Origin of the sequence: Embleya sp. NPDC008237 (assembly GCF_042956465.1) — a bacterium.
Taxonomy (GTDB): Bacteria; Actinomycetota; Actinomycetes; order Streptomycetales; family Streptomycetaceae; genus Embleya.
Map to the genome: position 1 here is coordinate 110,011 of NZ_JBIBGL010000007.1, position 23,930 is coordinate 133,940.

General features: G+C 71.0%; 21 protein-coding genes. 16 read left to right on the forward strand and 5 right to left on the reverse strand.

Features of this window, described 5'->3' with window-relative positions:
• Position 1: 1 nt before the first annotated feature.
• Positions 2–592, reverse strand: a complete 591-nt coding sequence (cysC, locus tag ACFZBU_RS19455) for an adenylyl-sulfate kinase (protein ID WP_391584845.1) — start codon at positions 590–592, stop codon at positions 2–4.
• 309 nt (positions 593–901) lie between these two features.
• On the opposite strand from cysC, the gene ACFZBU_RS19460 reads away from it, so the two are divergent.
• Complete coding sequence (locus tag ACFZBU_RS19460; RefSeq protein ID WP_391584846.1) at positions 902–2,185, forward strand: sulfotransferase family protein; 1,284 nt, start codon at positions 902–904, stop codon at positions 2,183–2,185.
• 1 nt (position 2,186) lies between these two features.
• Complete coding sequence (locus ACFZBU_RS19465; RefSeq protein WP_391584847.1) at positions 2,187–3,458, forward strand: DUF1214 domain-containing protein; 1,272 nt, start codon at positions 2,187–2,189, stop codon at positions 3,456–3,458.
• A gap of 350 nt (positions 3,459–3,808) precedes the next feature.
• Here the strand turns inward: ACFZBU_RS19465 and ACFZBU_RS19470 are convergent, their stop codons facing one another.
• The 4 genes from ACFZBU_RS19470 to ACFZBU_RS19485 all read right to left on the reverse strand — a co-directional run bounded on the left by ACFZBU_RS19470 (position 3,809) and on the right by ACFZBU_RS19485 (position 7,395).
• The gene (locus tag ACFZBU_RS19470) at positions 3,809–5,275 is read right to left on the reverse strand and encodes an MDR family MFS transporter (protein ID WP_391584848.1); all 1,467 of its coding nucleotides are present in this window, start codon (positions 5,273–5,275) and stop codon (positions 3,809–3,811) included.
• A 344-nt stretch (positions 5,276–5,619) separates the two neighbouring features.
• A complete protein-coding gene (locus ACFZBU_RS19475; protein WP_391584849.1) occupies positions 5,620–5,943 on the reverse strand; it encodes a DUF2470 domain-containing protein in 324 nt (107 codons plus the stop codon).
• Between the two features lie 34 nt (positions 5,944–5,977).
• Complete coding sequence (locus tag ACFZBU_RS19480) at positions 5,978–6,595, reverse strand: neocarzinostatin apoprotein domain-containing protein (protein ID WP_391584850.1); 618 nt, start codon at positions 6,593–6,595, stop codon at positions 5,978–5,980.
• Between the two features lie 80 nt (positions 6,596–6,675).
• Positions 6,676–7,395, reverse strand: coding sequence for a neocarzinostatin apoprotein domain-containing protein (locus ACFZBU_RS19485; RefSeq protein ID WP_391584851.1), 720 nt, complete (start codon positions 7,393–7,395; stop codon positions 6,676–6,678).
• 439 nt (positions 7,396–7,834) lie between these two features.
• Here ACFZBU_RS19485 and ACFZBU_RS19490 point away from each other — a divergent pair, with 439 nt between their 5' ends.
• From ACFZBU_RS19490 to ACFZBU_RS19555, 14 genes are all read left to right on the forward strand, one after another.
• Complete coding sequence (locus tag ACFZBU_RS19490; protein WP_391584852.1) at positions 7,835–8,524, forward strand: heme oxygenase (biliverdin-producing); 690 nt, start codon at positions 7,835–7,837, stop codon at positions 8,522–8,524.
• A gap of 123 nt (positions 8,525–8,647) precedes the next feature.
• On the forward strand, positions 8,648–9,631 hold the full coding sequence (locus ACFZBU_RS19495; RefSeq protein WP_391584853.1) for an ABC transporter permease: 984 nt from the start codon (positions 8,648–8,650) through the stop codon (positions 9,629–9,631).
• Positions 9,628–10,575 carry an ABC transporter permease gene (locus ACFZBU_RS19500; RefSeq protein ID WP_391584854.1) on the forward strand — a complete coding sequence of 316 codons (948 nt, stop codon included), beginning with the start codon at positions 9,628–9,630 and terminating at the stop codon, positions 10,573–10,575. Before ACFZBU_RS19495 ends, ACFZBU_RS19500 begins: the two co-directional genes overlap by 4 nt.
• Positions 10,572–12,155, forward strand: a complete 1,584-nt coding sequence (locus ACFZBU_RS19505) for an ABC transporter substrate-binding protein (RefSeq protein ID WP_391584855.1) — start codon at positions 10,572–10,574, stop codon at positions 12,153–12,155. Before ACFZBU_RS19500 ends, ACFZBU_RS19505 begins: the two co-directional genes overlap by 4 nt.
• Positions 12,155–13,129, forward strand: a complete 975-nt coding sequence (locus ACFZBU_RS19510) for an ABC transporter ATP-binding protein (protein ID WP_391584856.1) — start codon at positions 12,155–12,157, stop codon at positions 13,127–13,129. The genes ACFZBU_RS19505 and ACFZBU_RS19510 overlap by 1 nt, the downstream gene beginning before the upstream one ends.
• Positions 13,126–14,106 carry an oligopeptide/dipeptide ABC transporter ATP-binding protein gene (locus ACFZBU_RS19515; protein ID WP_391584857.1) on the forward strand — a complete coding sequence of 327 codons (981 nt, stop codon included), beginning with the start codon at positions 13,126–13,128 and terminating at the stop codon, positions 14,104–14,106. Before ACFZBU_RS19510 ends, ACFZBU_RS19515 begins: the two co-directional genes overlap by 4 nt.
• 584 nt (positions 14,107–14,690) lie before the next feature.
• Complete coding sequence (gene hpnC / locus ACFZBU_RS19520; RefSeq protein ID WP_391584858.1) at positions 14,691–15,590, forward strand: squalene synthase HpnC; 900 nt, start codon at positions 14,691–14,693, stop codon at positions 15,588–15,590.
• Between the two features lie 10 nt (positions 15,591–15,600).
• Positions 15,601–16,482 (forward strand): presqualene diphosphate synthase HpnD, encoded by an 882-nt coding sequence (gene hpnD / locus ACFZBU_RS19525; protein WP_391584859.1) that lies wholly within the window; start codon positions 15,601–15,603, stop codon positions 16,480–16,482.
• An 89-nt stretch (positions 16,483–16,571) separates the two neighbouring features.
• Positions 16,572–17,945, forward strand: a complete 1,374-nt coding sequence (gene hpnE / locus ACFZBU_RS19530; RefSeq protein WP_391584860.1) for a hydroxysqualene dehydroxylase HpnE — start codon at positions 16,572–16,574, stop codon at positions 17,943–17,945.
• Positions 17,942–18,970: a polyprenyl synthetase family protein gene (locus tag ACFZBU_RS19535; protein WP_391584861.1), complete on the forward strand. Its 1,029-nt coding sequence runs from the start codon at positions 17,942–17,944 to the stop codon at positions 18,968–18,970. The genes hpnE and ACFZBU_RS19535 overlap by 4 nt, the downstream gene beginning before the upstream one ends.
• A 4-nt stretch (positions 18,971–18,974) precedes the next feature.
• Complete coding sequence (gene shc, locus ACFZBU_RS19540) at positions 18,975–20,918, forward strand: squalene--hopene cyclase (protein WP_391584862.1); 1,944 nt, start codon at positions 18,975–18,977, stop codon at positions 20,916–20,918.
• 12 nt (positions 20,919–20,930) lie between these two features.
• Positions 20,931–21,560 carry a 1-hydroxy-2-methyl-2-butenyl 4-diphosphate reductase gene (locus ACFZBU_RS19545; RefSeq protein WP_391584863.1) on the forward strand — a complete coding sequence of 210 codons (630 nt, stop codon included), beginning with the start codon at positions 20,931–20,933 and terminating at the stop codon, positions 21,558–21,560.
• On the forward strand, positions 21,541–22,920 hold the full coding sequence (locus tag ACFZBU_RS19550; protein ID WP_391584864.1) for an aspartate aminotransferase family protein: 1,380 nt from the start codon (positions 21,541–21,543) through the stop codon (positions 22,918–22,920). Before ACFZBU_RS19545 ends, ACFZBU_RS19550 begins: the two co-directional genes overlap by 20 nt.
• 130 nt (positions 22,921–23,050) lie before the next feature.
• Positions 23,051–23,929: an amidohydrolase family protein gene (locus tag ACFZBU_RS19555; protein ID WP_391584865.1), complete on the forward strand. Its 879-nt coding sequence runs from the start codon at positions 23,051–23,053 to the stop codon at positions 23,927–23,929.
• Position 23,930: the final 1 nt, after the last annotated feature.

The following is a 23,930-nucleotide window of genomic DNA, read 5'->3' on the forward strand; positions in this document are numbered from 1 at the left end:
CCTACCCCCAGACCACCGTCTCCAGCAGCGCGAGCAACCGCTCGGCCTGCTGTTCCGGGTCGCCGTCCGTCGGGGTGAGTCGCAACTCCGGCTTCTCCGGGGCCTCGTACGGGGCCGAGATGCCGGTGAAGTCGCCGATCTCGCCGCGCCGGGCCTTGGCGTACAGGCCCTTCGGGTCGCGGCGTTCGCACTCCTCGATCGGGGTGTCCACGAACACCTCCAGGAACGGCAGACCGTCCCGGGCGTGCAGGGCGCGGACCCGGTCGCGGTCGGCGCGGTACGGGCTGATCACCGGGACGATCGCGATCACGCCCGCGTCGGCGAACAGGCGGGCCACCTCGCCGACCCGGCGGATGTTCTCGGTGCGATCCTCCGCGCCGAAACCCAGGTCGCCGTTCAGACCGAGCCGGACGTTGTCGCCGTCCAGCCGGTACGCGGTGATCCCGCGCTCGACCAGGAGCCGCTCGGCGATCACCGCGACCGTCGACTTGCCCGAGCCCGACAGGCCGGTGAACCAGATCGTCGCTCCGGGCGCCGGACGCTGCTCGCGCGTCACTCCGCCCTCGTGCCAGACCACGTTGCGCTCGCTCACGACTCTCCATCCACATTGATATCGAGGATTCGTACGGTACGGGGCGCCACGTCGCGCCCCGGATCCGGCCCGCCGCGCGACAACCGGCAGGCGGGCCGCCTCCTCGGCCCGACTCCCGGCCCACCGCCCGGCCCACCGCCCAGGTCGCTACCCGGCCCACCACCCTGCCCACTCCTCGCCCGTGCGACGACCCGCGGCCAAGTATCTGACGGCCCTTCAGATTTACCTTCACAAAGAGCTAATCTGCGGCGAGGCCACGCCCGCTCGGCGTTCGGCCCGCGAACCCGAACGTGAGGGAGACGCCCAGTCATGCCCTGGACACCACCGCAGCGTGCCGCCTGGACCGAGACCCTTGCCGCCGGCGACATCCCGCCGCTCACCGACGACCTCGACCGGCCGTTCGACGCCGACACGCTGCTCGGCGAGGCGCGGGCCAGGACCGGACTGAGCGACGCGGGCGAGGACGGCCCGGGCCAGGACGGCCTGGGTGAGCACGACCAGGGCTTCCGCGAGGGCCTGGACCGGCTGCTGTACGCGCTGGACCACGAGGCCGACCTCGACCGGGTCGGCCGCTGGTGGGCGCATACCTGGGTGGCCCGGCTGCTGGAGGTGCGGCTCCAGATCGCCCGCTACGTACGGGACGACCCCGGCGTGCTCGACGAGCGGATCCACCGGCCGATCTTCGTCACCGGCGGCCCGCGGACCGGTACCTCGATCCTGCACGCGCTGCTGGCCCGGGACCCGGCGAACCGGGTCCCCACCACCTGGGAGTTCCTGCGGCCCGTGCCGCCGCCCGAGCCCGCGACCCGGGACACCGACCCGCGGATCGGGCTCGCCGAGCGCGAGATCCGGTTCATCACCGCCGCGGTGCCGGCCATGGACGCGATCCACGAGAAGAGCGGCACGCTGCCCAAGGAGTGCATCAGCGCGCACGCGCTCGCGTTCCGATCCGAGGACTTCACCGGGCAGTTCGCGATTCCGTCCTACGCCGCGTGGCTGGCCGAATGCGACATGCGGCCCGCGTACGCCTACCACCGGCTCGTCCTGCAGATCCTCCAGCGCCGTACCCCGGGGCGGACCCGGTGGGTGCTCAAGTCGCCCGCGCACCTGCTCACCCTGGACGCACTGGTCGACGTCTACCCGGACGCGCGTCTGGCGGTGACCCACCGCGACCCGCTCACCGTGCTCGCGTCGCTGAGCAGCCTGATCGCCACGATCCACCACGCGTACGGCAACGCGTCCGACATCCGCGACGTCGCCCGCACCCAGAGCGATCTGTGGTGCACCGCCTACGACCGGCTCACCGCGTTTCGCGACGCGGGCCGGATCGCCGAGTCCGACTGGCACGATTCGGCCTACGCCGACTTCATGCGCGATCCGATCGCGGTGGTGCGCGAGTTGTACGCCACGTTCGGCCTCGACCTCACTGCCGAGGCCGAGGACGCGATGCGCGCGCACCTGGCCGATCGCCCGCAGGGCAGGCACGGGCGGCACAACTACTCGTTCGAGGACCTCGGATTGGACCGGGAGGACGTACGATCTCGGCTGACGGACTATCAGAAGCGGTTCCTGGTCCCGACGGAAGAGATCTGACGTGCACCCGAGCCTGCGGCACACGAACGACCCGCACCGCAACGACCCCCACCGCACGCACCCGCAGGGCAACGACCCGCAGCGCAACGACGCATCCGCGCACGAGGTCGTCAACGGCACCGCGTGGCGCGCCTATTGCGAGCGCATGGCCGCGCTGGGCGATCGCATCCTGGAGGCCGACTTCCCCGGTGCGACCGACACCGATCGGGCCGAGGGGATCCGGCACCTGGCCAATCAGGTCGCCTGCTGGCTGACCTACCAACTGGCCGCGACCGATCCGCAGAACCCGGCGTTCTTCACCCACAACGACCTCGCGTATCGCTGGGGCGGGCCGAACGTGGACCAGAACGCGCGCCGTGCGCCGATCGCCGGGGACGGTGTGTACCGGCTCACCGTGACGATGAACGCGTGCGAGAAGTTCGTCCTCCAGGTCAAGCCGGGGGACATGCACTCCGGGCGGACCGACATCGTCGCGGAGACCTCCTCGACCGCGCTGGGCGTCGGGCCCGGCGACACCGTCGAGATCATCCTCAGTGCCACCGAGCAACCCGGGAACTGGGTCCGCCTGACGCCGGATGCCCGGGTCCTGCACGTACGCGACTACTACTTCGACTGGAAGCCGGAACAACCGGCCATGCTGGCCCTGGAACGCCTGGACACCCAGGGGCAACCGGCCGCCCGGGTCACCCCGGAGCGGGTCGCGGGGATGCTCGACGGCGCCGCGACGTCGGTGGAGAACTCGATCGAGGTCTGGAACGACTGGGTGCGTACCACCGGCGATCGGCAGCCGGTGAATACGTTCAGCACACCGTCCACGGTGGCCGGTGGGGTCAAGGAGGTCGTGTACGGCTTCGCCCGGGTGCGGCTGGCGGATGATCAGGTGCTGATCGTGGAGACCGATCCGCGCGTCTCGGCGCAGTGGGACCTCCAGCTGTACAGCCCCGGCTGGTTCGAGTCGCTCGACTTCGCCAACCGGCAGACCTCGCTCAACCACGTGCAGGCGGAGGCCGATCCGGACGGTCTGATCCGGGTCGTGATCGGCGCACTGGACCCGGGTGTGCCGAACTGGCTGGACACCGAGGGGCGTACGGAGGTCTTCGCCACGCACCGCTGGCTCGATCCGCGCGAACAGCCCACCGTCCGGGCGCGGGTGGCCCTGCGGCACGAGGTGCGGGATCACCTCGCGGTGGGCACGCGGTCGGTGACCGACCCGGAGCGACGCGAGACGATGCGGCGGCGCTCGGCGCACGTGGCCTGGCGCTTTCGGGCCTAACGGCCGGCACGCCTTGTCCTCAGACGCCGGACGGGCTGCGGGAGTCGGCCCGGACGGGTCTTGGGCTGCGGTTGGTGGTGTCCTCAAACGCCGGACGGGCTGATCGAGTTGGCCCGGACGGGTTTTGAGGCCGGCGTGGGTGGTGTCCTCAAACGCCGGACGGCTCGACGGGGTTGCTGCACGGGTCGGAAGGTTGTCCGAACGAGCCGAGAAGGTTGTCCGGGCGGCGCGATGGCGGTGCCCGAACGGGCCGTGGAGGCTGCCCGAACGGGCCGAGGAACTTGCCCGGGCGGGCCTACGGGTCGGCCTGCCCGGGGCGGGTGCGTGCGGGCGTGGTGGGGCGGGGCCGCTCAGACCGTTGCGTTCTCCGTGGCGGGCTTGGGGGCCGGGACGACCTCGGTCTTCTTGCGGAGCGTCGAGGCCGCGTCCGCGTCGCGGATGGTCAGGGCGGCGATCGCGCCGAGGACCGCCAGGCCGGCGGCGACCAGGAAGGCCACGTGGTACGCGTGCAGGTTCGGGCTCGGGGCGCCGCCGGAGTGGGTCGTCATCGTGCCGATTCCCGCGAGCACGCTGGCCAGGAGCGCGACGCCCAGGGCCGAGCCGAGTTGGCGCTGCACGTTGAAGATGGTCGAGGCACGGCCGTTGTCGGCCGGCGCGGTCCGCGCGAACGCGGCCGCCTGCATCGGGATCATCACGTGTGCCATCGAGGCGCCGGTGCAGAACATCAGCACCACGATCAGCACGGGCGCGGTGTTGCCGTCGACCAGGGCCAGCAGCGCCGCGCATGCGCCGATGCCGAGCAGGCCACCCGCCATCAGCCGGCGCGGTCCGACCACCGGGTACAGGCGCGAGACCCACTGGGTGGCGATCACCACGCCGAACGCCTCCGGGAAGGTGAGCAGACCGGTCTCCAGGGCCGACTTGCCGAACGCCTGCTGCTGCATCAGCGGGAAGACGTACAGCACGCCCAGGAACGCGGCGGAGTTGACCATCGACACCACGTTGGTGCTGACGAACAACCGGTCGCGAAGCAGCCGCAGGTGCAGCATCGGCTCCTTGACCCGCAGCTCGACGAAGATCATCGCGATGCACAGGATCAGGCCGGCGATCCCGGTGGACAGGATGATCGGCGAGCCCCAACCCTTGGTCGCGCCCTCGCTCAGTGCGTACATCAGCAGCGCGAAGCCGGCCCCGGACAGGACGAACCCGGGCAGGTCGAAGCGACCCGCCTTGGGGTTCTTGTACTCCTCCAGGAAGACCAGGCCGAACACGAACGCGGCCACACCCACCGGCAGGTTGATGTAGAAGACCCAGTGCCAGGACGCCTTGTCCACGAGCAGGCCGCCGAGCACCGGGCCCAGCGCGGGGGCCAGTGCGGTGGGGACCATCAGGATGCGGGACGCGCGCACCCGCTCCTCGGGCGGGAAGACCCGGAACATCATCGCCATGCCGACCGGCGTCAGCATGCCGCCGCCCGCGCCCTGGAGGATCCGGAAGAGCACCAGTTGATCGATGCTCTGCGCCAGTCCGCACAGTGCGGACGCGCCGGTGAACAGGGCCAGTGCGATCAGGAAGATCCGCTTGGTGCCGAAGCGGTCGCCGAGCCAGCCGGACGCGGGGATGAACACCGCGAGGCTGACCAGATAGCCGACCGCGACCGTGGCCAGGCTCGCCTGGGACGCGCCCAGGTCCTTGCCGATCGCGGGGAGCGCGACGTTGATGATGGTGACGTCGAGGATGTTGACGAACATCGCGGCGACGAAGACGGCGCCGACCACGACCTTCTGACTGAGGCGGGACGCGGATATGGGCGGCATACGGCAGACGGCCTTCGTGTTGTCGGGGGAGCGGGGCGGAGCCTGGGCCGAACCGAGTCGGGGACCGACCCGAGTGGGGGATCGAGCGGAGTCCGGCACACGGGGTGGAGCCTGATACTGAGCGAAGCTCACTATATCTTTTTGTACACGTGCAGCCGACAGGTTATTTTTCCCGGCGCCCGCATGGCCGCACACACATCGGATGAACAACGCCGACGGCCCGGAAGGAAGTCCTCCCGGGCCGTCGGCGTGATGCTTGTTACAGATGGTCGGGTCCGTCGAACGGTCGGCCCGTCAGGTGGTCGGCCAGGCCCGCCCGTCGGTTCCCCGCGCGTCGCCCCGGCTCAGTGCTCGCCCTCGCCGCGGGCCGGCAGGCCCAGTGCCTTGCAGGCCTCGTTGTACTGCGTGACGACCTCGATCCGCACGTCCCGACGTTCCGTGATCGAGCGGCTCCACGGCACCCGCACCGCGATCGGCTCCCCGGCCACGATCGCCGAGTAGTACGCCGCGTCGCCGTCCAGGCCGGTCATGGTGGCCGAGGTGGCGTCCGGCTGCCCGCCCAGACCACGCGAGATCAGCAGGCAGTCCTCGGGGTGGTCGTCGTTCATGTGCTTGCAGACGGCGGTGATCGCGTCCGCTCCGAACGGGTTGACGGTCGCCTCGCTCATGCGGGTCGCCTCCGGCGGTAGGGGGTGGAGGTGGTCAGGCGCGCGCGGAGTCGCGGCGCCGCCGGGACGCGGCGACCGCGCCCACGCCGACCACCAGCATGCCCGCACCCACGTAGGCGAGCTGCGTGCTCGACGAGCCGGTCCTGGGCAGCTTCGGCTCGCCGGCCTCGGTGGTGGCGCCGGTCTGCGGCGTGGTGGCGGCCGGCGCGGCGGCGCCGAAGCTCACCGGGACCCACACGTCCTGGTCGCGGTTGGCGAGGTCGGTGTGATCGTTGAAGGTCGCCACGAAGCACGCGGTGGTGGCGCAGTCGACCTTCTTCTTGTCCTTGCCCTCGAAGCTCTGCGCGGGCTTGATCTTGACCGAGAAGGTGCCGTCCGGGCCGACCTGCGGGACGTACCCGGCGTTGCCGTACTGGGTCGGCACGCCGCCGGCGGGCTTGGCCACGGTCTGCGCGATGTACACGCCCTTGCCCGGCTTGAAGTTCTTGCCGGTGACGGTGATCTCCTCGCCGCCGGCGGCGAGGCCGCTCGCCTTGGACAGGCTGATCGTCGGTGCGTCGGCCGCCGAGGCGGGGGCGCTCGCGAGGGCGGTGAGGCCGAGACCGGCGATCGCGGTGGCGGCGACGGCGGCGGCGGTACGGGATGTGCGCATGTGCGGACTCCGAGGACTGGGGACGAGCCTGCCGACTCGGCGGCTCGTCGGATGGGGGAGTGACGGATGGAGGGCCGCGGTCAGGCGGTCGGGCGACGGCGCTTGACCAGTACGCCGACGACCACCAGGGCCACCACCACGACGGCGGCGATCAGTCCGAGGATCAGGCCGCCGTTGCCGTCGTCGTCGTCCTTGTCTTGGGTCGCGACGATCGTGCCGTCGGTGTTCGGGGCCGTGGTGGCCTGCGCGCCGGTGGCCGGTGCCGCCGACGTCTTCGGCGCGCCCGCACCCGGCGCCCCGGCCTGCGGCGCGGCGGTGGCCGGCGGCGGGCTCGCGGGCAGGCCCGGGTCCTCGCCCTGGAAGCCGATCGGCAGGTAGACCTCCTGCGTGCGGTCCTTGCCGTTGGCCGAGTTCGAGGTGGCGATCGCGCAGCGGGTCTTGAGGCAGTCGACCGCGCCGAACTTGGCCATGACCTTGACGTCGGTGCTGAACGAGCCGGTCGAGTCCGCCTCGGTGGGGCCGGAGAACGAGCCCATGTCGCACGCGCGGCCCGCGCCTTGGGCGGGGTCGCACGGCAGGATGAACAGCCGCACGCCCGGCGTGAAGCCCTTGCCGACCAGCTTGACCACGTCGCCCGCCGGGTCGAGCCCGGTGGTCTTCGCTGCGGTCAGGGTGGCTTTGCCCGCCGTCGGGGTACCGGCCGCGTGTGCGGGACTCGCCGGGCCGCCGAGCGACCAGGCGAGAAGGAGCGTCGCGACGGCGGCGACGGCGCCGAGGCGTCCGGTGCGGGCTGGGCTCACGTTGTTTCCTCTGGGCCGACCGTACGATCGCGTACGGAATGATTGGAGGTGAGGCTATCCTAAGACCGGCTCGATCCGACGGGACTGCCGGGGTGGCCCCGGAGACGGCCGCGATCGAGCGTTCGGCCGGCTCCGTGAGGCCGGCCCGCGCCGCCCCTCGGGTGGGCCTCGTACCGGTCGGCCGCGCCGATTCCGGCGGATGGAGACCCTGCCGACAACGTGCCGACAAGTTGTCGGTAACTTATTGACGGCACCGCATCGCGCCACACAGACTGCGAGGGCCGGCGGAAACGGGCGGCGACCCGAATCGCTGCCGGCACTGCGCCCTGGGCGAAGTGTCGAATCCGCACGGGCGAAGCCGCCCGACCCATCACAGTTCGCACCGTCCGCACCATCTTGTGCGTGTTCGGTAGATCTTGTCGCACCTAGGGGAAACCTCATGACCACGACCGAGACCGCCGAAACCGCCGGTGCAACCCCGACCTTCGCCGAGTCGCTGCGCAAGCGCTCGTGGGCCTTCCACCAGGAGGCCGAGGGTTCGGGCTTCCTCGAAGCGCTGATGAAGGGCGAACTGACCCGGGACGCGTACACCGCGATGGTGGCCCAGCACTACTGGGCCTACGTCGTGCTCGACGACGCCGCGGACACCATGCGCAACGACCCGATCGGCGCCCCGTTCGCCGATGCGCGCCTGGACCGCCGGGCCGTGCTCGAAGCCGACATGCTCTTCCTGGCCGGCGAGAACTGGAAGCGGGAGTGGCCCGCGAACGAGGCCACCCGGCGCTACGCGGACCGGATGCGGGAGAAGTGCTACGACTGGGCCGGCGGCTTCGTGGCCCACCACTACACCCGCTACCTCGGCGACATGTCCGGCGGCCAGTTCATCGCCAAGCAGATGCGCAAGCACTACGACCTGCCGGGCACCCGAGGCAGCGACTTCTACGTGTTCGACGGGCTCGGCGACCTGACCGTGTGGAAGGACGCCTACCGCGCGGCGATGAACAACGCGCCGTGGGACGCCGAGGAGCAGGAACTGGTGATCCAGGAGGTGCTGTTCGCGTACGACATCAACAGTGCCGTGCTGCGCGAGCTGGGCAAGGACCTGGAGCGGTTCCGCAAGACCGCCTGATCGATCGCGGCGACACCCGATCGACCGCGGAACCGTGCGTTCCGCCACCACCGCACGCCCCGGGGGCCCACCGTCCGATGCGCCGTCCGACAATGGATGGCGCATCGGATCGGCGGGAGAGTGATGACGAACTACCTGGTGCGGCGCGTCCTGGGCGTCGTCGTGGTGATGTTTGCCGTCGTGACCGGCCTGTTCCTGCTGCTGCACGCATCGCCGGTGAGCCCGGTCAACCAGCTCGCGCCGCAGGTCGCGGCCGATCCGGTGGCCCGCGCCGCGGTCGAGCACCGGATGGGTCTGGACCGGCCGCTGGTGACCCAATACCTCGACTACGTCGGCGACGCGCTGCGCGGCGACTTCGGCACCTCGCTCTACGACGGCTCCTCGGTCGCCGACCAGATCGGCCGCGCGCTGCCGATCTCGCTCGAACTCGGGCTGCTCGCAGCCGTGTTCGCAGTGATCCCGGCCACTTTGCTCGGCGCGTGGTCGGTGCTGCGCCGCGGCGGCGTGGTCGACCACGGCACGCGGGTGCTGAGCGTGCTGGCGATGTCCCTGCCGGGCTACTGGCTGGCCGTGCTCGCGCTCGTGCTGGTCGGCGACAGCCATCCGGACCTGCTGCCGAACGCGGGCGGCTTCGTCACCTTCACCGAGGACCCCGCGACCAACCTCAAGGTCCTCGTGTTGCCCGCGATCGTGCTCGCTCTGGCCACGTTCGCGATGCTCACCCGCTCGCTGCGCGGCGGGCTCGCCGACGCGATGGCCTCCGACCATGTGCTGTTCGCGCGGGCGATGGGCGGTTCACGGCTGCTCACGCTGCGCCGGGTGGCGCTGCGCGGGGCGCTCGTGCCGACGCTGACCGTGGCCGGTGTACTGATCGGTGGGCTGTTGTCGGGCACCGTGCTGATCGAGAACGTGTTCCAGATCCCGGGGATCGGCCAACTGATGGTCACCGCCTTCCAGCGGCAGGACTACCCGCTCGCGCTCGGCGCCTGCGTGGCCACCTCGGCGATCTTCCTGCTGTTGAACCTGGTGGTCGACCTGCTCTACCCGCTCGTGGATCCGCGCACCGCGGCCGGCGTCACCCGGGACAAGCTCGGACGGGCCGGGTGAGGCCCCGCCCGCGCCTGGGCGTGGCCGGTTGGATCGGCCTGGCCTGCGTCGTGCTCTACCTCCTGGTCGCCACCGTCGGCCGGCTGCACGGCGATCCCGTCGCGCTGGTCACCCCCGGCCCGGAGGCCCCCTCGCTCGCGCACCCCTTCGGCACCGACCACCTGGGCCGCGACCTGCTGGCCAGAACCGCCGAGGGCGCGTGGACCTCGTTGTGGATCTGCCTGACCTCGATCGGCTTCGCGGTGGCGGTCGGCATGCCGCTGGGCGTACTCGCCGGATACCGGCACGGCGGTCGCCTCGACGGTGTGCTGATGCGCTCGGTGGAGACCCTCCAGGCGCTGCCGCAGTTCGTCTTCGTGATGTTCCTGATCGGCCTGATGGGCACCGCGGACATGCACTTCGGTCCGGTCACCGTCGGCAACGGGCCGCGGGTCGCATTCGCCATCGGGCTGGGCTTCGTGCCCTACTTCGCCCGGGTCGCCCGCGGCGCCACGGTGGTGGAGATGCGCGAGGACTACGTCACCAACCTGCGCGGCCTGGGTGTGCCCACCCGGGAGATCCTCTTCCGCGAGGTGCTGGTCAACGTCTGGCCGCCGGTGCTCGGCCAGGCCCTCCTGGCGATGGCCATCGCGGTCTTCGCCGAAGGCGGCCTGAGCTTCCTCGGCCTGGGCGTGGCGCCGCCGCAGGCCACCCTGGGCAACCTGATCGCCGACGCCGGCGGACAGATCATCGGCGGCGACTGGTGGTACGCGACGCTGCCCGGCACGGTCCTGGTGCTCGGCATCCTGGGCTTCAACCTGCTCGGCGAGACGGCCGGCGGCGGCCGACCGCGCGTCGTCGGCACCGGTTCGGTCCGCCGGCGCGCGCCCGAGCAGACCCCCAAGCTCCGGCGCGCGCCCGAGCGGACCCCCAAGCAGACCCCGACCCACAAGGAGACCCAGTGACCCCGGTGCGCACAGTCGGCCTGAACCGCCGAGGCTTCCTCGGCCTCGCGGCGCTCGCGGCCGCCGCCGGCACGGGCGTGCTCACCGCGTGTTCGAGCTCCTCCGGGAGCAAGCGGGTGGCCGATCGACACCGGGACGGCATCCTGCGGATCGGCGTGGCGTCCGCGCCCAGCAGCCTGAACCCGCTCGACTCCGGCTCGGAGATCACCCGATGGATCGCCGAGCCGATCATGGAGAGCCTGTACGGCTACGACGCCAAGCTCGCCTCGGTGCCGCTGCTCGCCGACGGCGAACCGCGGATCGCCGACGACGGCCTGGCCTGGACGATCCGCCTGCGTCGGGGCGTGCTGTGGCACGACGGCAGCCCGTTCACCGCGGACGACGTGGTGGCCACGCTGGCGCACATGCTCGACCTCGCGGCCGGCAGCGAGTGGATCACGTACATGCTCGGCTACCTCTCCCGCTTCGAGAAGGTCGACGAACACACCGTGCGGATCGTGCTGAGCAAGCCGTACGGCCTGCTGCGCTCGCACCTGACCAACCTGCCGATCACCCACCGCGACTTCGTGGCCCGCAAGGACACGATGATGGGCACCGGGCCGTACCGGTTGGACAAATTCGTGGCCGGCCAGAGCTTCACCCTCTCCCGCTTCGACCGCTACCACGGCGGCCAGTACCCCGGCGGCGCCAAGCCCGCGTTCGCCGGCATGGAGTACACCGTCTTCGCGGACGCGAACACGCGGGTGCTGAGCCTGCGGCAGGGCAAGGTCGACCTGATCACCGCGCCGTCCTTCGCCACCTTCGACACGATCCGCCGGGACACGTCGCTCGCGCTCGTGCTCACCGAGGCGCCACTGGACGTGCTCAGCTACGTGATGATGAAGAAGGAGCCGTTCTCCGACCCCGACTTCCGCAAGGCGGTCGCGCTGTCGATGGACCGCCAGGGTGTGCTGCAACGGGTGTACGGCGGCGAGGGCACCATCGGCCAGGGTCCGATCGGGCCCGCCGAACTCGGTTGGGACGCAACGCTGAAGACGTTCCCGCCCGCACCCGACGTGGCCCAGGCCCGCGCGTTGTTGGCCCGGGCGAAGACGACCAAGCGCTCGTTCACCGTGACCATCGGCACCAACCAGGGCATCCGCGACATCGCCCAGGTGCTGGTGGCGGGCTGGAAGCAGGTCGGCCTCGACGTCACCATCGAGCAACTCGCGGGCGGGCCGTGGTCCAACAAGTGGCTGTCGCGCGACTACGACATGCTGATGAACACGTTCTCGTCCGGCTTCACCTCGGGCCCGGCGAACTACCTGACGCTCGCCCCGGCCGGCTCCGCCAACGTGCTCTCCTGCGGCTACGCCAACCCCGAGGTGGACCGGCTGATCGACACCGTCTGGCAGACCTCGGACCCCGCCGCACGGGAGGCCGCGCTCGGCCGGGTGAACCGGCTGCTCGCCGAGGACGCGGTGATCACCCCGCCGGTGTACCCGAAGCTCGCACTGGCCCAGCGCGCCGAACTGTCCCCGCTCGATCCGACGATGTTGCGGATCAGCCGGCTCGACCCACAACACCTGCGGTTCGTGTGATGGCGCAGGCGCATGCGACCGAGGCGCCACTGCTGCGGGTGCGCGACCTCGACGTCGGCTATCGCGGGCCGTTCGGGCCGGTGCCCGCGGTGCGCGGGGTCTCCTTCGACGTGGCGCCCGGCGAGATCCTGGGCCTGGTCGGCGAATCCGGCAGCGGCAAGAGCAGCGTGTGCACCGCACTGATGGGTCTGCTGCCGGACGGCGCGACGCGTGCGGGCGGCATCGAGTTCCAGGGCGAGGACCTGGCCGCGATGCGCGAACGGGACCTGCGCCGAGTGCGCGGGCGCAGGCTGGCGCTGGTGCCGCAACAGCCGATGACCTCGCTGGCGCCGACCACGCCCGTGCTTCGGCAACTGCGCTGGTACCTGGGCGATCGCCTCGACGACGTCGAGGTGCGCGAGACGCTGACCGGAATCGGCCTGGGCCCCATCCTGGACCGGCCGCGCGACCTGCCCGGCACCTTCTCCGGCGGTCAGCTCCAGCGGGTGGTGATCGCGATCGCCGCGCTTGCCCACGAGCCCGCGCTGCTGCTCGCCGACGAGCCGACCACGACCCTGGACGCGACCGTGCAGGCGCAGGTGTTGCGCCTGTTGTTGACCCTGCGGGACAAGCTCGGGCTCGCCATGGTCTACGTCTCGCACGACCTCGCGGTGATATCGACGATCTGCGACCGGGTCGGGGTGATGTACGGCGGGCGGCTGGTGGAGACCGCGCCGGTGCGCGAACTCTTCGCCGCGCCGCGGCATCCGTACACCCGGGCGCTGATCGCCGCGATGCCCGCGACGACGCCGGCGGACCGGCCGCTGCGGGCGGTCGAGGGCAGCGCGGAGGGTGCGAACCTGCTCTCCGGCTGCCCGTTCGCGCCGCGTTGCCCGCACGTCCTGGACGTGTGCCGCGAACGAATGCCCGCCGCGGCCCGGCACGGCGCGAGCGACGTGCGCTGCCACTGGGTGGATCGAGAGGCCGGCCGGTGAGCGAGTTGTTGACGGTGGACGCGCTGACCCGCCGGTTCACCCTGCCCGGCTCGTTCGGCCGGCGCCGGACCGAGCCGCGGGTCGTGCCCGCCGCCGAGGACGTCTCGTTCACGGTCGCGGCCGGCGAGGTGCTCGCGGTCGTCGGCGAGTCGGGCTCCGGCAAGACCACGATCGCGCGGGTGCTCGCGGGTCTGGACACCGCGACGTCGGGCACCGTCGCGGTGGCCGGCCGGGTGTTGTCCGGCGACCGTACCCCCGCCGATCAGCGGCTGATCCAGCTCGTCACGCAGAATCCGCGTGCCGCCTTCAACCGGCGTCGCACCTTGCGGCACGCGCTGCACCAGCCGCTGCGCGTGCACGGATTGGGTGCGGATCGGGCGGAGCGGGACGAACTGGTGCTCGCGATGGTCGAGCGGGTCGGGTTGAGCGCGGATCACCTGGACCGGCTGCCCGCCGAGGTCAGCGGTGGCGAACTGGCCCGATTGGTGCTCGCGCGCGCCCTGTTGGTGCGTCCGCGGGTGCTGGTCCTGGACGAGCCGACCGCGAGTCTGGACGCGAGCGTCAAGGCGACGGTGGTCAACCTGCTGTTGCGGCTGCGCACCGAGCTGGATCTGGCGATCGTGGTGATCACCCACGAGATCGACATCGCCCGGCGGCTCGCCGATCGTGCGGCGGTGATGTACCTGGGCCGGATCGTCGAGCTGGGCCCGGCCGAGCGGGTGTTGTCCCAACCGCGGCATCCCTATCCGCGGATGTTGCTCGCGAGCGTGCCGGTGCCCGACCCGCGGCGGACCGGCCGGGCGAGCGCGGCGGCGCTCGGCGCGGGCATCGTCGGCGAGGTGCCCTCGGCCGCGGCGCCGCCGCCCGGTTGTGCGTACCACCCGCGCTGCCCGTTCGCGACCGAGGTGTGCGCCGGGCACCGGCCGCCGATCGTGTCGCTCGGCGAGATCGACGTGGCCTGCCACCACCCCCGGTGAACCTCGCGCACACCCGGTCCTCGCGCGGACGTGCGGCTGCGCGCGGCCGGCGCGAGCGGGGGTCGAAGTCGCGGATCGTGGACCGTCGGGGGACCGGGGTCGACCCGGTCTGCGCATTCGGGTATCGATTCGGTGTACGGCGGCGTGTCGGCGCGCACCACTATCCTCCGGGTATTCCGCAAATCCGGAAAGTTGATCAACATTTCGCCGGCCACTCGCTTTATCGACCCCACTTGGTCCATTGCGCACGGATAATCGCCGTACTCCTCATGCGGAAGGCGGAACTCCGCACTACTCCGCAAGGAGGGGATCGGGAGACGAAACCTCCTCAGGTGCCCGGAAACCACCCGGGCACGCCGGACGTCCTGAGTGGTACGGGGATCGGCAACGGCGTGCGAGAGGTTCGCGGTGATAACAAAAGTGTTTCGCGAAGGAAAAGTCCGGGTGAGCTATGACACGCGTGTTCTCGGTGCTTGATCGATCCGACTTCGATCGGGCAAGCTGAACCGTCAGACCGACCGGGACGGCACGAATTCCTGGCCAACTGTAATGTTGGGAATGTTTTCGGGGGCCCAGGGAGAGTTATGGGGAGTGATTCCCGCGGTCTCGAGCGCGCGCCCGGCGCGAGCGGCGACGACACGGCGGGCATCGACGCCGCGGTCATCGACCCGGACGTGGTCATGCGTCAGGCCGGCCACGAGAACTTTCCCGTGGCGATGGGGATCCTGCGCCCCGACCACCGGCGCCACCTGCTCGCCGTCTACGGCTTCGCCCGCCTGGTGGACGACATCGGCGACGAGGCCGAGGGGGACCGGGTCGCCCAGCTCGACGCCTTCGAAGGCGACCTGCGTCGCGTGTTCACCGGCACCCCCGAGCTGGAGGTGCTGCGCCGGCTGCAACCGAGCGTGCGCGAACTCGACCTGCCGATCGAACCGTTCCTGGGCCTGATCGAGGCCAACCGACAGGACCAGGTGGTGCGCCGCTACGCGACGTACGCGGACCTCGCCGCCTACTGCGCGCTGTCCGCGAACCCGGTCGGCCGGCTGGTGCTGCACGTGTTCGGGCGCGCCGACGAGGAGCGCATCGCGCGCTCCGACGAGATCTGCACCGCACTCCAGATCGTCGAACACCTCCAGGACGTGGCCGAAGACCTCGAACGCGACCGGATCTACCTCCCCAAGGAGGACCTGAACCGGTTCGGCGTCACCGAGGCGGACCTGGCCGCGCCCGCCGCCGCACCCGCGGTGCGGCGACTGATCGCCTACGAGACACACCGCGCGACGCAGTTGCTGCGCCTCGGCGCACCGCTCACGCGGACACTGCGAGGGCGCGAGCGCCTCGCGATCGCCGGGTTCGTGGCCGGTGGACGAGCGGCCGTGGCCGCGATCAAGGACGCCGGTTTCGACGTCCTGGCCCATCGGGCGAAGCCCGGCAAGGCCACCCTGCTGCGCGAGCTGTCCGGCGTACTGGTACGAAAGAGGTAAAAGGGGAACCATGGACGTCGACGCTTCGTATGCGTATTGCGAGCGCCTGACCCGCAATCAGGCACGCAACTTCTACTACGGCATCAGGCTGCTGCCCGAGCCCAAGCGCCTCGCGCTCAGCGCCGTGTACGCCTTCGCGCGAGAGATCGACGACATCGGCGACGGCGACCTGCCGGCGGATCGCAAGATCGCGGAGCTGGCCCGGATGCGCAAGCAGCTCAAGGACCTCAGCGCGGATCGCGATCCCGTCGCGGTCGCGCTCGCCGATGCCGCGACCCGGTTCCCGATCCCGCTGGCCGCGCTCGACGAGCTGATCGACGGCGTCGAGATGGACGTGCGCGAGACCGAGTACGAGACCTTCGACGAACTGCGGGTCTACTGCCGCTGCGTCGCGGGCACCGTCGGCCGGCTCTCGCTGGGCATCTTCGGCTCGCGCGACTCGCTGCACGCGCCCGACCTGGCGGACACTCTCGGCATCGCGCTGCAGATCACCAACATCCTCCGCGACATCAAGGAGGACAAGGACAACGGCCGGGTCTACCTGCCGCGTGAGGACCTGGCCAAGTTCGGCCTGGAGGACGCGTGGCACAAGGACGGGCGGTTCACCCGGAGCGCCGCGTTCGAGGACCTGGTCCGGTTCGAGGGCGCGCGCGCCGAGCAACTCTTCGAACGGGGACTGACCCTGCTCCCGCTGCTCGACCGGCGCAGCGCGGCCAGCACCGGCGCGATGGCCGGCATCTACCGCCGACTGCTGACCAGGATCGTGGAGGAGCCCGGCCAGGTGCTGATAGGTCGGCTCTCCCTCCCGAACTGGGAGAAGGCCGAGATCGCCACGCGGGCACTCGCCGGGCTGCCGGTCGGTGCGCACTCGCTGCTCGCGCGCAGGCGGTGAACGTCGTTCGATGACCGGCCCGAGGCCGGAGCGGCAGGCCGGCCGCAGGGGTCGGTACAGGGATTGATCACGTGGGTACGGAGCAAGGCATGAGCGCACGCATGGTGGTGATCGGGGGCGGCCTGGCGGGCATCACCGCCGCGCTGGCCGCCGCCGACACCGGCGTCGAGGTCACCCTCCTGGAGGGCCGGCCCAGGCTGGGTGGTGCGACGTTCTCGCTGCGCCGCGACGACATGTGGCTCGACAACGGGCAACACGTCTTCCTGCGCTGCTGCACCGAGTACATCTCCTTCCTGGAGCGGATCGGCAGCGCCGACAAGGTCTACCTCCAACCCCGGATGGACGTCCCGGTGCGCACCCCCTGGGGCACCCGCACCCGACTGCGCCGATCCGCCCTGCCCGCCCCGCTGCACCTGTCCTCCGCGCTGGCCCGGTACCCGCTGTTGACCATGGCCGGCCGGGCCCGGGTCGGCCTGGCCGCGCTCGCGCTGCGCCGGCTGGACCCGGCCGACCCGGCCCTGGACGACCTCACCTTCGCCGCCTGGCTGGACCGCTTCGGCGTCACCGCCCGCGAGCGCGAGGCGATGTGGGACCTGATCGGGATCGCCACGCTCAACCTGCCCGCGACCGAGGCCTCGCTCGGGATGGCGGTCAAGGTCTTCCGCACCGGCGTGCTCGACCGCAACGACGGCGCCGACATCGGCTGGAGCCTGGTTCCGCTCCAGGAACTGCACGGCGACGCCGCGACCCGCGCGCTGGAGCGGGCGGGTGTGCGGGTGCACCTGCGCACCCGGGTGGACACGCTCGACCTCGGCGCGGGCGTCTTCTCGATACTCGCCGGGGGCGAGCGGATCGAGGCGGATGCGGTGGTGCTGGCCGTGCCGCACTACGACGCGGCCAGGTTGTTGCCCGCGGGCGCCCTGCTCCTGGGCGACATGCCGGCCGATCCGAACCTGTTGGCCGGGCTCGGCACCTCGCCGATCGTGAACCTGCACGTGGTCTACGACCGCCCTGTGCTGGACGTCCCGCTCGCCGCAGGCATCGGCGGCCCGGTCCAGTGGATGTTCGACCGCAGCGCCGGTCACGGTCTGGCCGCCGGTCGCTACGTGGCCGTGTCGTTGTCCGCGGCGGGTCGGGAAATCGACCTGACGAGTGCGCAGCTGCGGGATAGGTTCGTCCCGGAGCTGGCCCGCGTACTGCCCTCGGCCCGGGATGCCCGGGTCGAGCGGTTCGTGGTGACCAAGGAACGCGCCGCGACCTTTCGTCCCGCCCCCGGTTCGGGCCGGCTTCGTCCCGGCCCTCGGACCGCGCTCCCCGGTCTCGCCCTGGCCGGGGCGTGGACCGCCACCGGATGGCCCGCGACGATGGAGGGTGCCGTTCGCAGCGGTCTCTCCGCCGCCCGTGAGGCCCTCCCGCATCTCGGCCGCACCCGTGCCATTCCGGAGAGGACGACGCCGCTATGACGCTCGCCGACGCATCGATCGCCCCCGCCGTGCTCGATCGCGCGCGCGAGGCGAGCCGCCCCGCGCTGCGGGTCGCGACGGCCCGACTCGAACCGCCGCTGGCCCGCGTGGCCGCGTACCACATGGGGTGGGCCGACGAGGCCGGTCGCGAGCTGCCCGGCAACGGCGGCAAGGCACTGCGCCCCGCGCTCGCGCTGCTGTCCGCCGAGGCGGTCGGCGCGCCCACCCACGTGGGCGTGCCCGGCGCCGTCGCGGTCGAACTCGTGCACAACTTCTCGCTGATCCACGACGACCTCATGGACGGCGACGAGGAACGCCGGCATCGGCCCACCGCGTGGAAGGTCTTCGGTCCGGGACTTGCCGTCCTGGCCGGCGACGGTCTGCTCGTGCTGGCCGAACAGGTCCTGATGGACGCCGACGACGCGGACGGCGATCGCGCCGCCCGCCTGCTCACCGAGGCCACCGCCCGGTTGATCGACGGACAGTCCCAGGACCTGTCCTTCGAGGCCCGGCTCGACGTCACCGTCGACGAGTGCCTGACCATGGCCGGCAACAAGACCGGGGCCCTGCTGGCCTGCGCGTCGGCGATCGGGGCGGCCCTCGCGGGCGCCGACGAGCGCACCGTGCAGGCGCTGTACGGCTTCGGGCATCACCTCGGCGTCGCCTTCCAGGCGGTGGACGACCTGCTGGGCATCTGGGGGCGACCCGAGGTGACCGGCAAACCCGCCTGGAACGACCTGCGCCGGCGCAAGAAGTCCGTCCCGGTCGTCGCCGCCCTCTCGAGCGACACGACCGCCGGACGCGAGCTGGCGCGCATCTACACGGACGAAGGACCGCGCAACGAGGAGGGACTCGCCCTGGCCGCCCGCCTGGTCGAGGAGGCGGGCGGACGTGCCCGTACCGAGACCGAGGCGGCACGGCGCCTGGAGCAGGCCATGGCCTGCCTGGATTCCCTGGACGTCCCGCAAGGTACCTATACGGACCTGACCTCACTCGCGGCCTTCACCACCACTCGGGAGTTGTGAAGAGATGACAGTGACCGTCCAGCCGGGAATCGGCGACGTCGACGACGACAGAGTCAAGGGAGCGCTCGACAGGGCCGTCGCCCACCTGATGGAGCTTCAGGACGATGCGGGCTGGTGGAAGGGGGAGCTGGAGACCAACGTCACGATGGACGCGGAGGATCTGCTCTTCCGCGAGTTCCTGGGCATCCGCACCGAGGAGCAGACCCTGGCGAGCGCCCGCTGGATCCGCGCGAACCAGCGCTCGGACGGCACCTGGGCGACCTTCTACGGCGGTCCCGCCGACCTGTCGGTGACCGTCGAGGCCTACGTCGCGCTCAAGCTGGCCGGTGACGACCTCGACGCCAAGCACATGGCCGCCGCGGCGGCCTTCATCCGAGAGGGCGGCGGCATCGCCAACACCCGGGTGTTCACCCGGTTCTGGCTGGCCTTCTTCGGCTGGTGGTCCTGGGACGACCTGCCGGTGCTCCCGCCGGAGATCATCCACCTGCCCAAGTGGTTCCCGCTCAACGTCTACGACTTCGCCTGTTGGGCCCGCCAGACCATCGTTCCGCTGACCATCGTCAGCTCGATGCGCCCGGTGCGGCCCGCGCCGTTCGACCTCGCCGAACTGCGTCCGACCGGCGTGGTCAAGGGCCGGCCGACGGCCGACGACCCGTGGTCCAAGGTGTTCCGCGCGCTCGACGCGGTGCTGCACCAGTACCACAAGGCGCCGTTCAAGCCGTTTCGGCAGGCCGCCCGGCGCAAGGCCGCGCAGTGGATCGTGCAGCGTCAGGAGGCGGACGGCGGCTGGGGCGGGATCCAACCGCCGTGGGTCTACTCGCTGATCGCGCTGCGGCTGATGGGCTATCCGCTCAACCACCCGGTGATGGCCCAGGGCATCAAGGGCCTGGACGGCTTCACCATCGTGGACACCGACGAGGACGGCGAGCTGCGCCGCCGGTTCGAGGCGTGCCAGTCGCCGGTGTGGGACACCGGGTTGACGCTGGTCGCCTTGCGGGACGCGGGAGTTCCGGCGTCCGACCCGCGCGTGGTCAAGGCCGCCGGGTGGCTGATGGACGAGGAGATCCGCGAGGTCGGCGACTGGGCGGTGCAGCGGCCGGACCTGGAACCGGGCGGCTGGGCCTTCGAGTTCGCCAACGACTACTACCCGGACACCGACGACACCGCCGAGATCGTGATGGCCCTGCGCTACACCGACCACCCGGACGGGGCGCGCAAGGCCGCGGTGCTGGACCGGGCCGAGCGGTGGACGGCCGGAATGCGCAGCAAGGACGGCGGTTGGGGGGCGTTCGACGCGGACAACGTCAGCATCCTGCCGCTCAAGCTGCCGTTCTGCGACTTCGGCGCGGTCACCGACCCGCCCTCGGCCGACGTCACCGCGCACATCGTGGAGATGCTCGCCGACGGCGGCGCCCGCTACAGCTCGTATGTCGTGGACGGCGTCAAGTGGCTGATGGATCACCAGGAGAGCGACGGCTCCTGGTTCGGCCGCTGGGGCGCGAACTATATCTACGGCACCGGTGCGGTGGTGCCGGCGCTGGTCACCGCCGGTGTCGATCCGCGGCATGCCGCGATCCGGCGCGCGGTGCGCTGGCTGGAGACCCGACAGAACCCGGACGGCGGCTGGGGCGAGGATCTGCGCAGCTACGACCAGCCCCGGACCTGGTCCGGGCGCGGCGAATCCACCGCGTCGCAGACCGCGTGGGCGCTGCTGGCCCTGCACGCGGCCGGTGAGTTCGGCGCGGTCGCGCAGCGCGGGATCGACTGGCTGACCGACCATCAGAACGCGCTGGGCGGGTGGGACGAGCCGCAGTTCACCGGCACCGGCTTTCCCGGCGACTTCTACATCAAGTACCACATGTACCGGCTCGTCTTCCCCGTGATGGCGCTGGGTCGGTATGCCAAGACGACGGTTGCCGAAACGACGGCCGCCAGGACGACAGGCTGAACGATGCCCCTGATGGTGGTCACCCCGCTGCGGATCGAGATGCGCGCGGTCGAGGCGGGGCTGATGGGCGCGTTCGACGTGCGCGTGGTGCGCGCGGGGATGGGACCGGACAAGGCTCGCGCTCGGGCGCGGGCCTTGTCCGCGCTCCCGGAAGAGGAGTACGGCGCGCTCGTGGTCGCGGGTTTCGCCGCGGGCGTGGGCGCGGGGGTCGGGGTGGGCGACGTGGTGGTCGCCTCCGAGGTGCGCGGTGGAGACGGCACGGTGGTCGAACTACCCACCTCCGAGCTGCTGTTGGAGTGGATGCACCGGGTCTCGCCCAAGCTGAGGCTGCACCACGGTCCGATCGAGACCGTGGACAGGCTCGTCAAGGGCCGGGGGCGGCAGGCGCTGCGCGAGCGCGGTGTGCTGGCGGCCGACATGGAGTCGGCGTACCTGCTCGCGGCGGCGGGTGGTCGGCCGGCCGGGGTGGTCCGGGTGATCACCGACACCCCGGAGCGGGAACTGCTGCGCCCCCGCCTGCTGGTGGACGGCTTCAAGGCGTTCCGTACATTGCGCCACGCGACCCCGGCCCTGCTTGACTGGGCCAACGACGAGCGAACCAAGTCAGGAGGTAGGGCGGGCGATGACGTTCGACCTGGGTGAGACGTACGAGGCGTACGCGGACCGCGGCTTCGAGCTGCACGCGAAGCACCTCAACCCGCAACTCCCGCGCGTGCTGCGGACCATCGGCATGGACCGCAACTACGTCCGGGCCGAGGGGCCGTACCTGTACGACGACAAGGGCGATCGGTACCTGGACTTCCTGTCCGGGTTCGGCACCTACGGTGTGGGCCGGCACCACCCGGTGGTGCGCAAGGCGATGCAGGACGTGATCGCGCTCGATCTGCCGGACATCGTGCACTTCCACACGCCGCCGTTGGCCGCCGCGCTGGCGGACCGGCTGCTCGCCCGGGCGCCCGGGATGGACCGGGTGTACTTCTGCAACAGCGGCACCGAGGCGGTCGAGGCCGCGCTGAAGTTCGCCCGCTTCGCCACCGGGCGGCGCCGGATCGTCTACATCGACCACGCCTTCCACGGGCTGACCACCGGTGCGCTCTCGGTCAACGGCGCGGCCGAGTTCCGCAAGGGCTTCGAGCCGCTGCTGCCGGACGTGGGCATCGCGCTGGGCGATCTGGACGCGCTGGCCCGGGAGTTGAAGCGCGGCGACGTCGCGGCGCTGATCATCGAGCCGATTCTGGGCAAGGGCGTGCTCGCGCCACCGCCGGGCTGGCTGGCCGCCGCGCAGAAGTTGCTGCGCGAGCACGGCGCGTTGTTGATCGCCGACGAGGTGCAGACCGGGATGGGCCGCACCGGGAAGTTCTTCGCGTACCAGTGGGAGGACGGCGTCGAGCCGGACATCGTCACGGTCGCCAAGGCGCTGTCCGGCGGATACGTGCCGATCGGCGCGACGCTGACCCGGGACTGGGTGTTCAAGAAGGTCTATTCGACGATGGACCGCGTGCTCGTGCACGACTGCACGTTCGGCGGCAACAACCAGGCGATGGCGGCGGGTCTGGCCACGCTGGCGGTGCTCGACGACGAGGACCTGATCGGCAACAGCGCGCGGATGGGCGACGCGTTCGTGGCCGGGCTGGCCCCGCTGATCGACAAGTACGAGCTGTTCGCCGAGGTGCGCGGGCGGGGCCTGATGATCGGCCTGGAGTTCGGCAAGCCGCGCTCGCTCAAGCTGCGCGCCGGGTGGACGGCGTTGCAGGCGGCCCGACACGGGCTGTTCGCGCAGATGGTCGTGGTGCCGATGTTCCAGCGGCACCGGGTGCTGACCCAGGTCGCGGGCGACCACATGGACGTGATCAAGCTGCTGCCGCCGTATGTGGTCGGGCCGCAGGACGTGGAGCACTTCGTGGCGGGCTTCGTGGACGTGATGCAGGACGCGCACAAGGGCACCGGGCTGATGTGGGACTTCGGGCGGACGCTGATCAAGCAGGCGATGACCAACCGCTGACGCGCCGATCCGCCGCGCGGGCTGCCGTTCGGCGGCCTCGGTGCCGGCGTGCCGCCTTGGCTATGGCTCGTTCCCCCTGCGGCTGTTAAGTTGATGGAGTCAATCAACTTGATGGTGCAGGGGGTTTGCCATGTCCGCTGTCGGGTCCACGGCCGGGCCGGGGGCGATCGATTTGATGATCGGCTTCCCGAGTGCACAGGCCAAGAGTCACTACGACTTCCTGAAGCCGCAACTGCGCGACGCGGAGAGCGGCGAGATGGAGTTCCCCGCCGAGTACATGTTCAAGGGCGTGCCGAATCGGTTGGACGAGGGTGTCGATCCGGTCCAAGTGACCCTGGGCCGGATGGACGCGTGCGGCGTCGAGATCGGCCTGGTCGGCCTGAGCGAGACCGCGCTGCGGGCGATCGCCGAGCATCCGAAGCGCTTTCGGCCGACGCTGGAGGTGGACCCGAACGACATCACCAGGACGGTCCGGCGCATCCGGCAGGCGTACGAGGAACACCACATCGTCGCGGTGACCACCTTCCCGGCCGGCTGCAATCCGCAGGTGCCGGTGGACGATCGGCGCTACTACCCGATCTACCAGACCTGCATCGACCTGGACCTGCCGATCGTCTCCAACGCCGGCATCGCCGGACCGCGCGTGCCGTCCGCGTGTCAGGACGTCATGCACTTCGACCAAGTCTGTTACGACTTCCCGGAGTTGCGGATCGTGATGCGGCACGGCGCGGAGCCGTGGGAGGACCTCGCGGTCAAGCTGATGCTCAAGTGGCCCGGGCTGTACTACATGACCTCGGCGTTCGCGCCGAAGTACTACCCGAAGGCGATCGTCGACTACGCGAACACGCGTGGTGCGGACAAGGTGATGTACGCGGGCTACTACCCGATGGGTCTGTCCCTGGAGCGGATCTTCCGCGAGCTGCCGGACGTGCCGTTCAAGCCCGAGGTGCGGGCGAAGTTCCTGCGCGAGAACGCGATGCGGGTGTTCAAGCTGGGTGGGGAGGGGTGAA

Bases quoted from the DNA above. Each gene is read 5' to 3' on its own strand.
- shc (WP_391584862.1), top strand. From the start codon at position 18,975: ATGACAGTGACCGTCCAGCCGGGAATCGGCGACGTCGACGACGACAGA.
- hpnE (WP_391584860.1), top strand. From the start codon at position 16,572: ATGAGCGCACGCATGGTGGTGATCGGGGGCGGCCTGGCGGGCATCACC.
- ACFZBU_RS19470 (WP_391584848.1), bottom strand. From the start codon at position 5,275: ATGCCGCCCATATCCGCGTCCCGCCTCAGTCAGAAGGTCGTGGTCGGC.
- ACFZBU_RS19460 (WP_391584846.1), top strand. From the start codon at position 902: ATGCCCTGGACACCACCGCAGCGTGCCGCCTGGACCGAGACCCTTGCC.
- ACFZBU_RS19490 (WP_391584852.1), top strand. From the start codon at position 7,835: ATGACCACGACCGAGACCGCCGAAACCGCCGGTGCAACCCCGACCTTC.
- hpnC (WP_391584858.1), top strand. From the start codon at position 14,691: ATGGGGAGTGATTCCCGCGGTCTCGAGCGCGCGCCCGGCGCGAGCGGC.
- ACFZBU_RS19510 (WP_391584856.1), top strand. From the start codon at position 12,155: ATGGCGCAGGCGCATGCGACCGAGGCGCCACTGCTGCGGGTGCGCGAC.
- ACFZBU_RS19550 (WP_391584864.1), top strand. From the start codon at position 21,541: ATGACGTTCGACCTGGGTGAGACGTACGAGGCGTACGCGGACCGCGGC.
- hpnD (WP_391584859.1), top strand. From the start codon at position 15,601: ATGGACGTCGACGCTTCGTATGCGTATTGCGAGCGCCTGACCCGCAAT.
- ACFZBU_RS19495 (WP_391584853.1), top strand. From the start codon at position 8,648: ATGACGAACTACCTGGTGCGGCGCGTCCTGGGCGTCGTCGTGGTGATG.
- ACFZBU_RS19475 (WP_391584849.1), bottom strand. From the start codon at position 5,943: ATGAGCGAGGCGACCGTCAACCCGTTCGGAGCGGACGCGATCACCGCC.
- ACFZBU_RS19555 (WP_391584865.1), top strand. From the start codon at position 23,051: ATGTCCGCTGTCGGGTCCACGGCCGGGCCGGGGGCGATCGATTTGATG.
- ACFZBU_RS19535 (WP_391584861.1), top strand. From the start codon at position 17,942: ATGACGCTCGCCGACGCATCGATCGCCCCCGCCGTGCTCGATCGCGCG.
- ACFZBU_RS19480 (WP_391584850.1), bottom strand. From the start codon at position 6,595: ATGCGCACATCCCGTACCGCCGCCGCCGTCGCCGCCACCGCGATCGCC.
- ACFZBU_RS19545 (WP_391584863.1), top strand. From the start codon at position 20,931: ATGGTGGTCACCCCGCTGCGGATCGAGATGCGCGCGGTCGAGGCGGGG.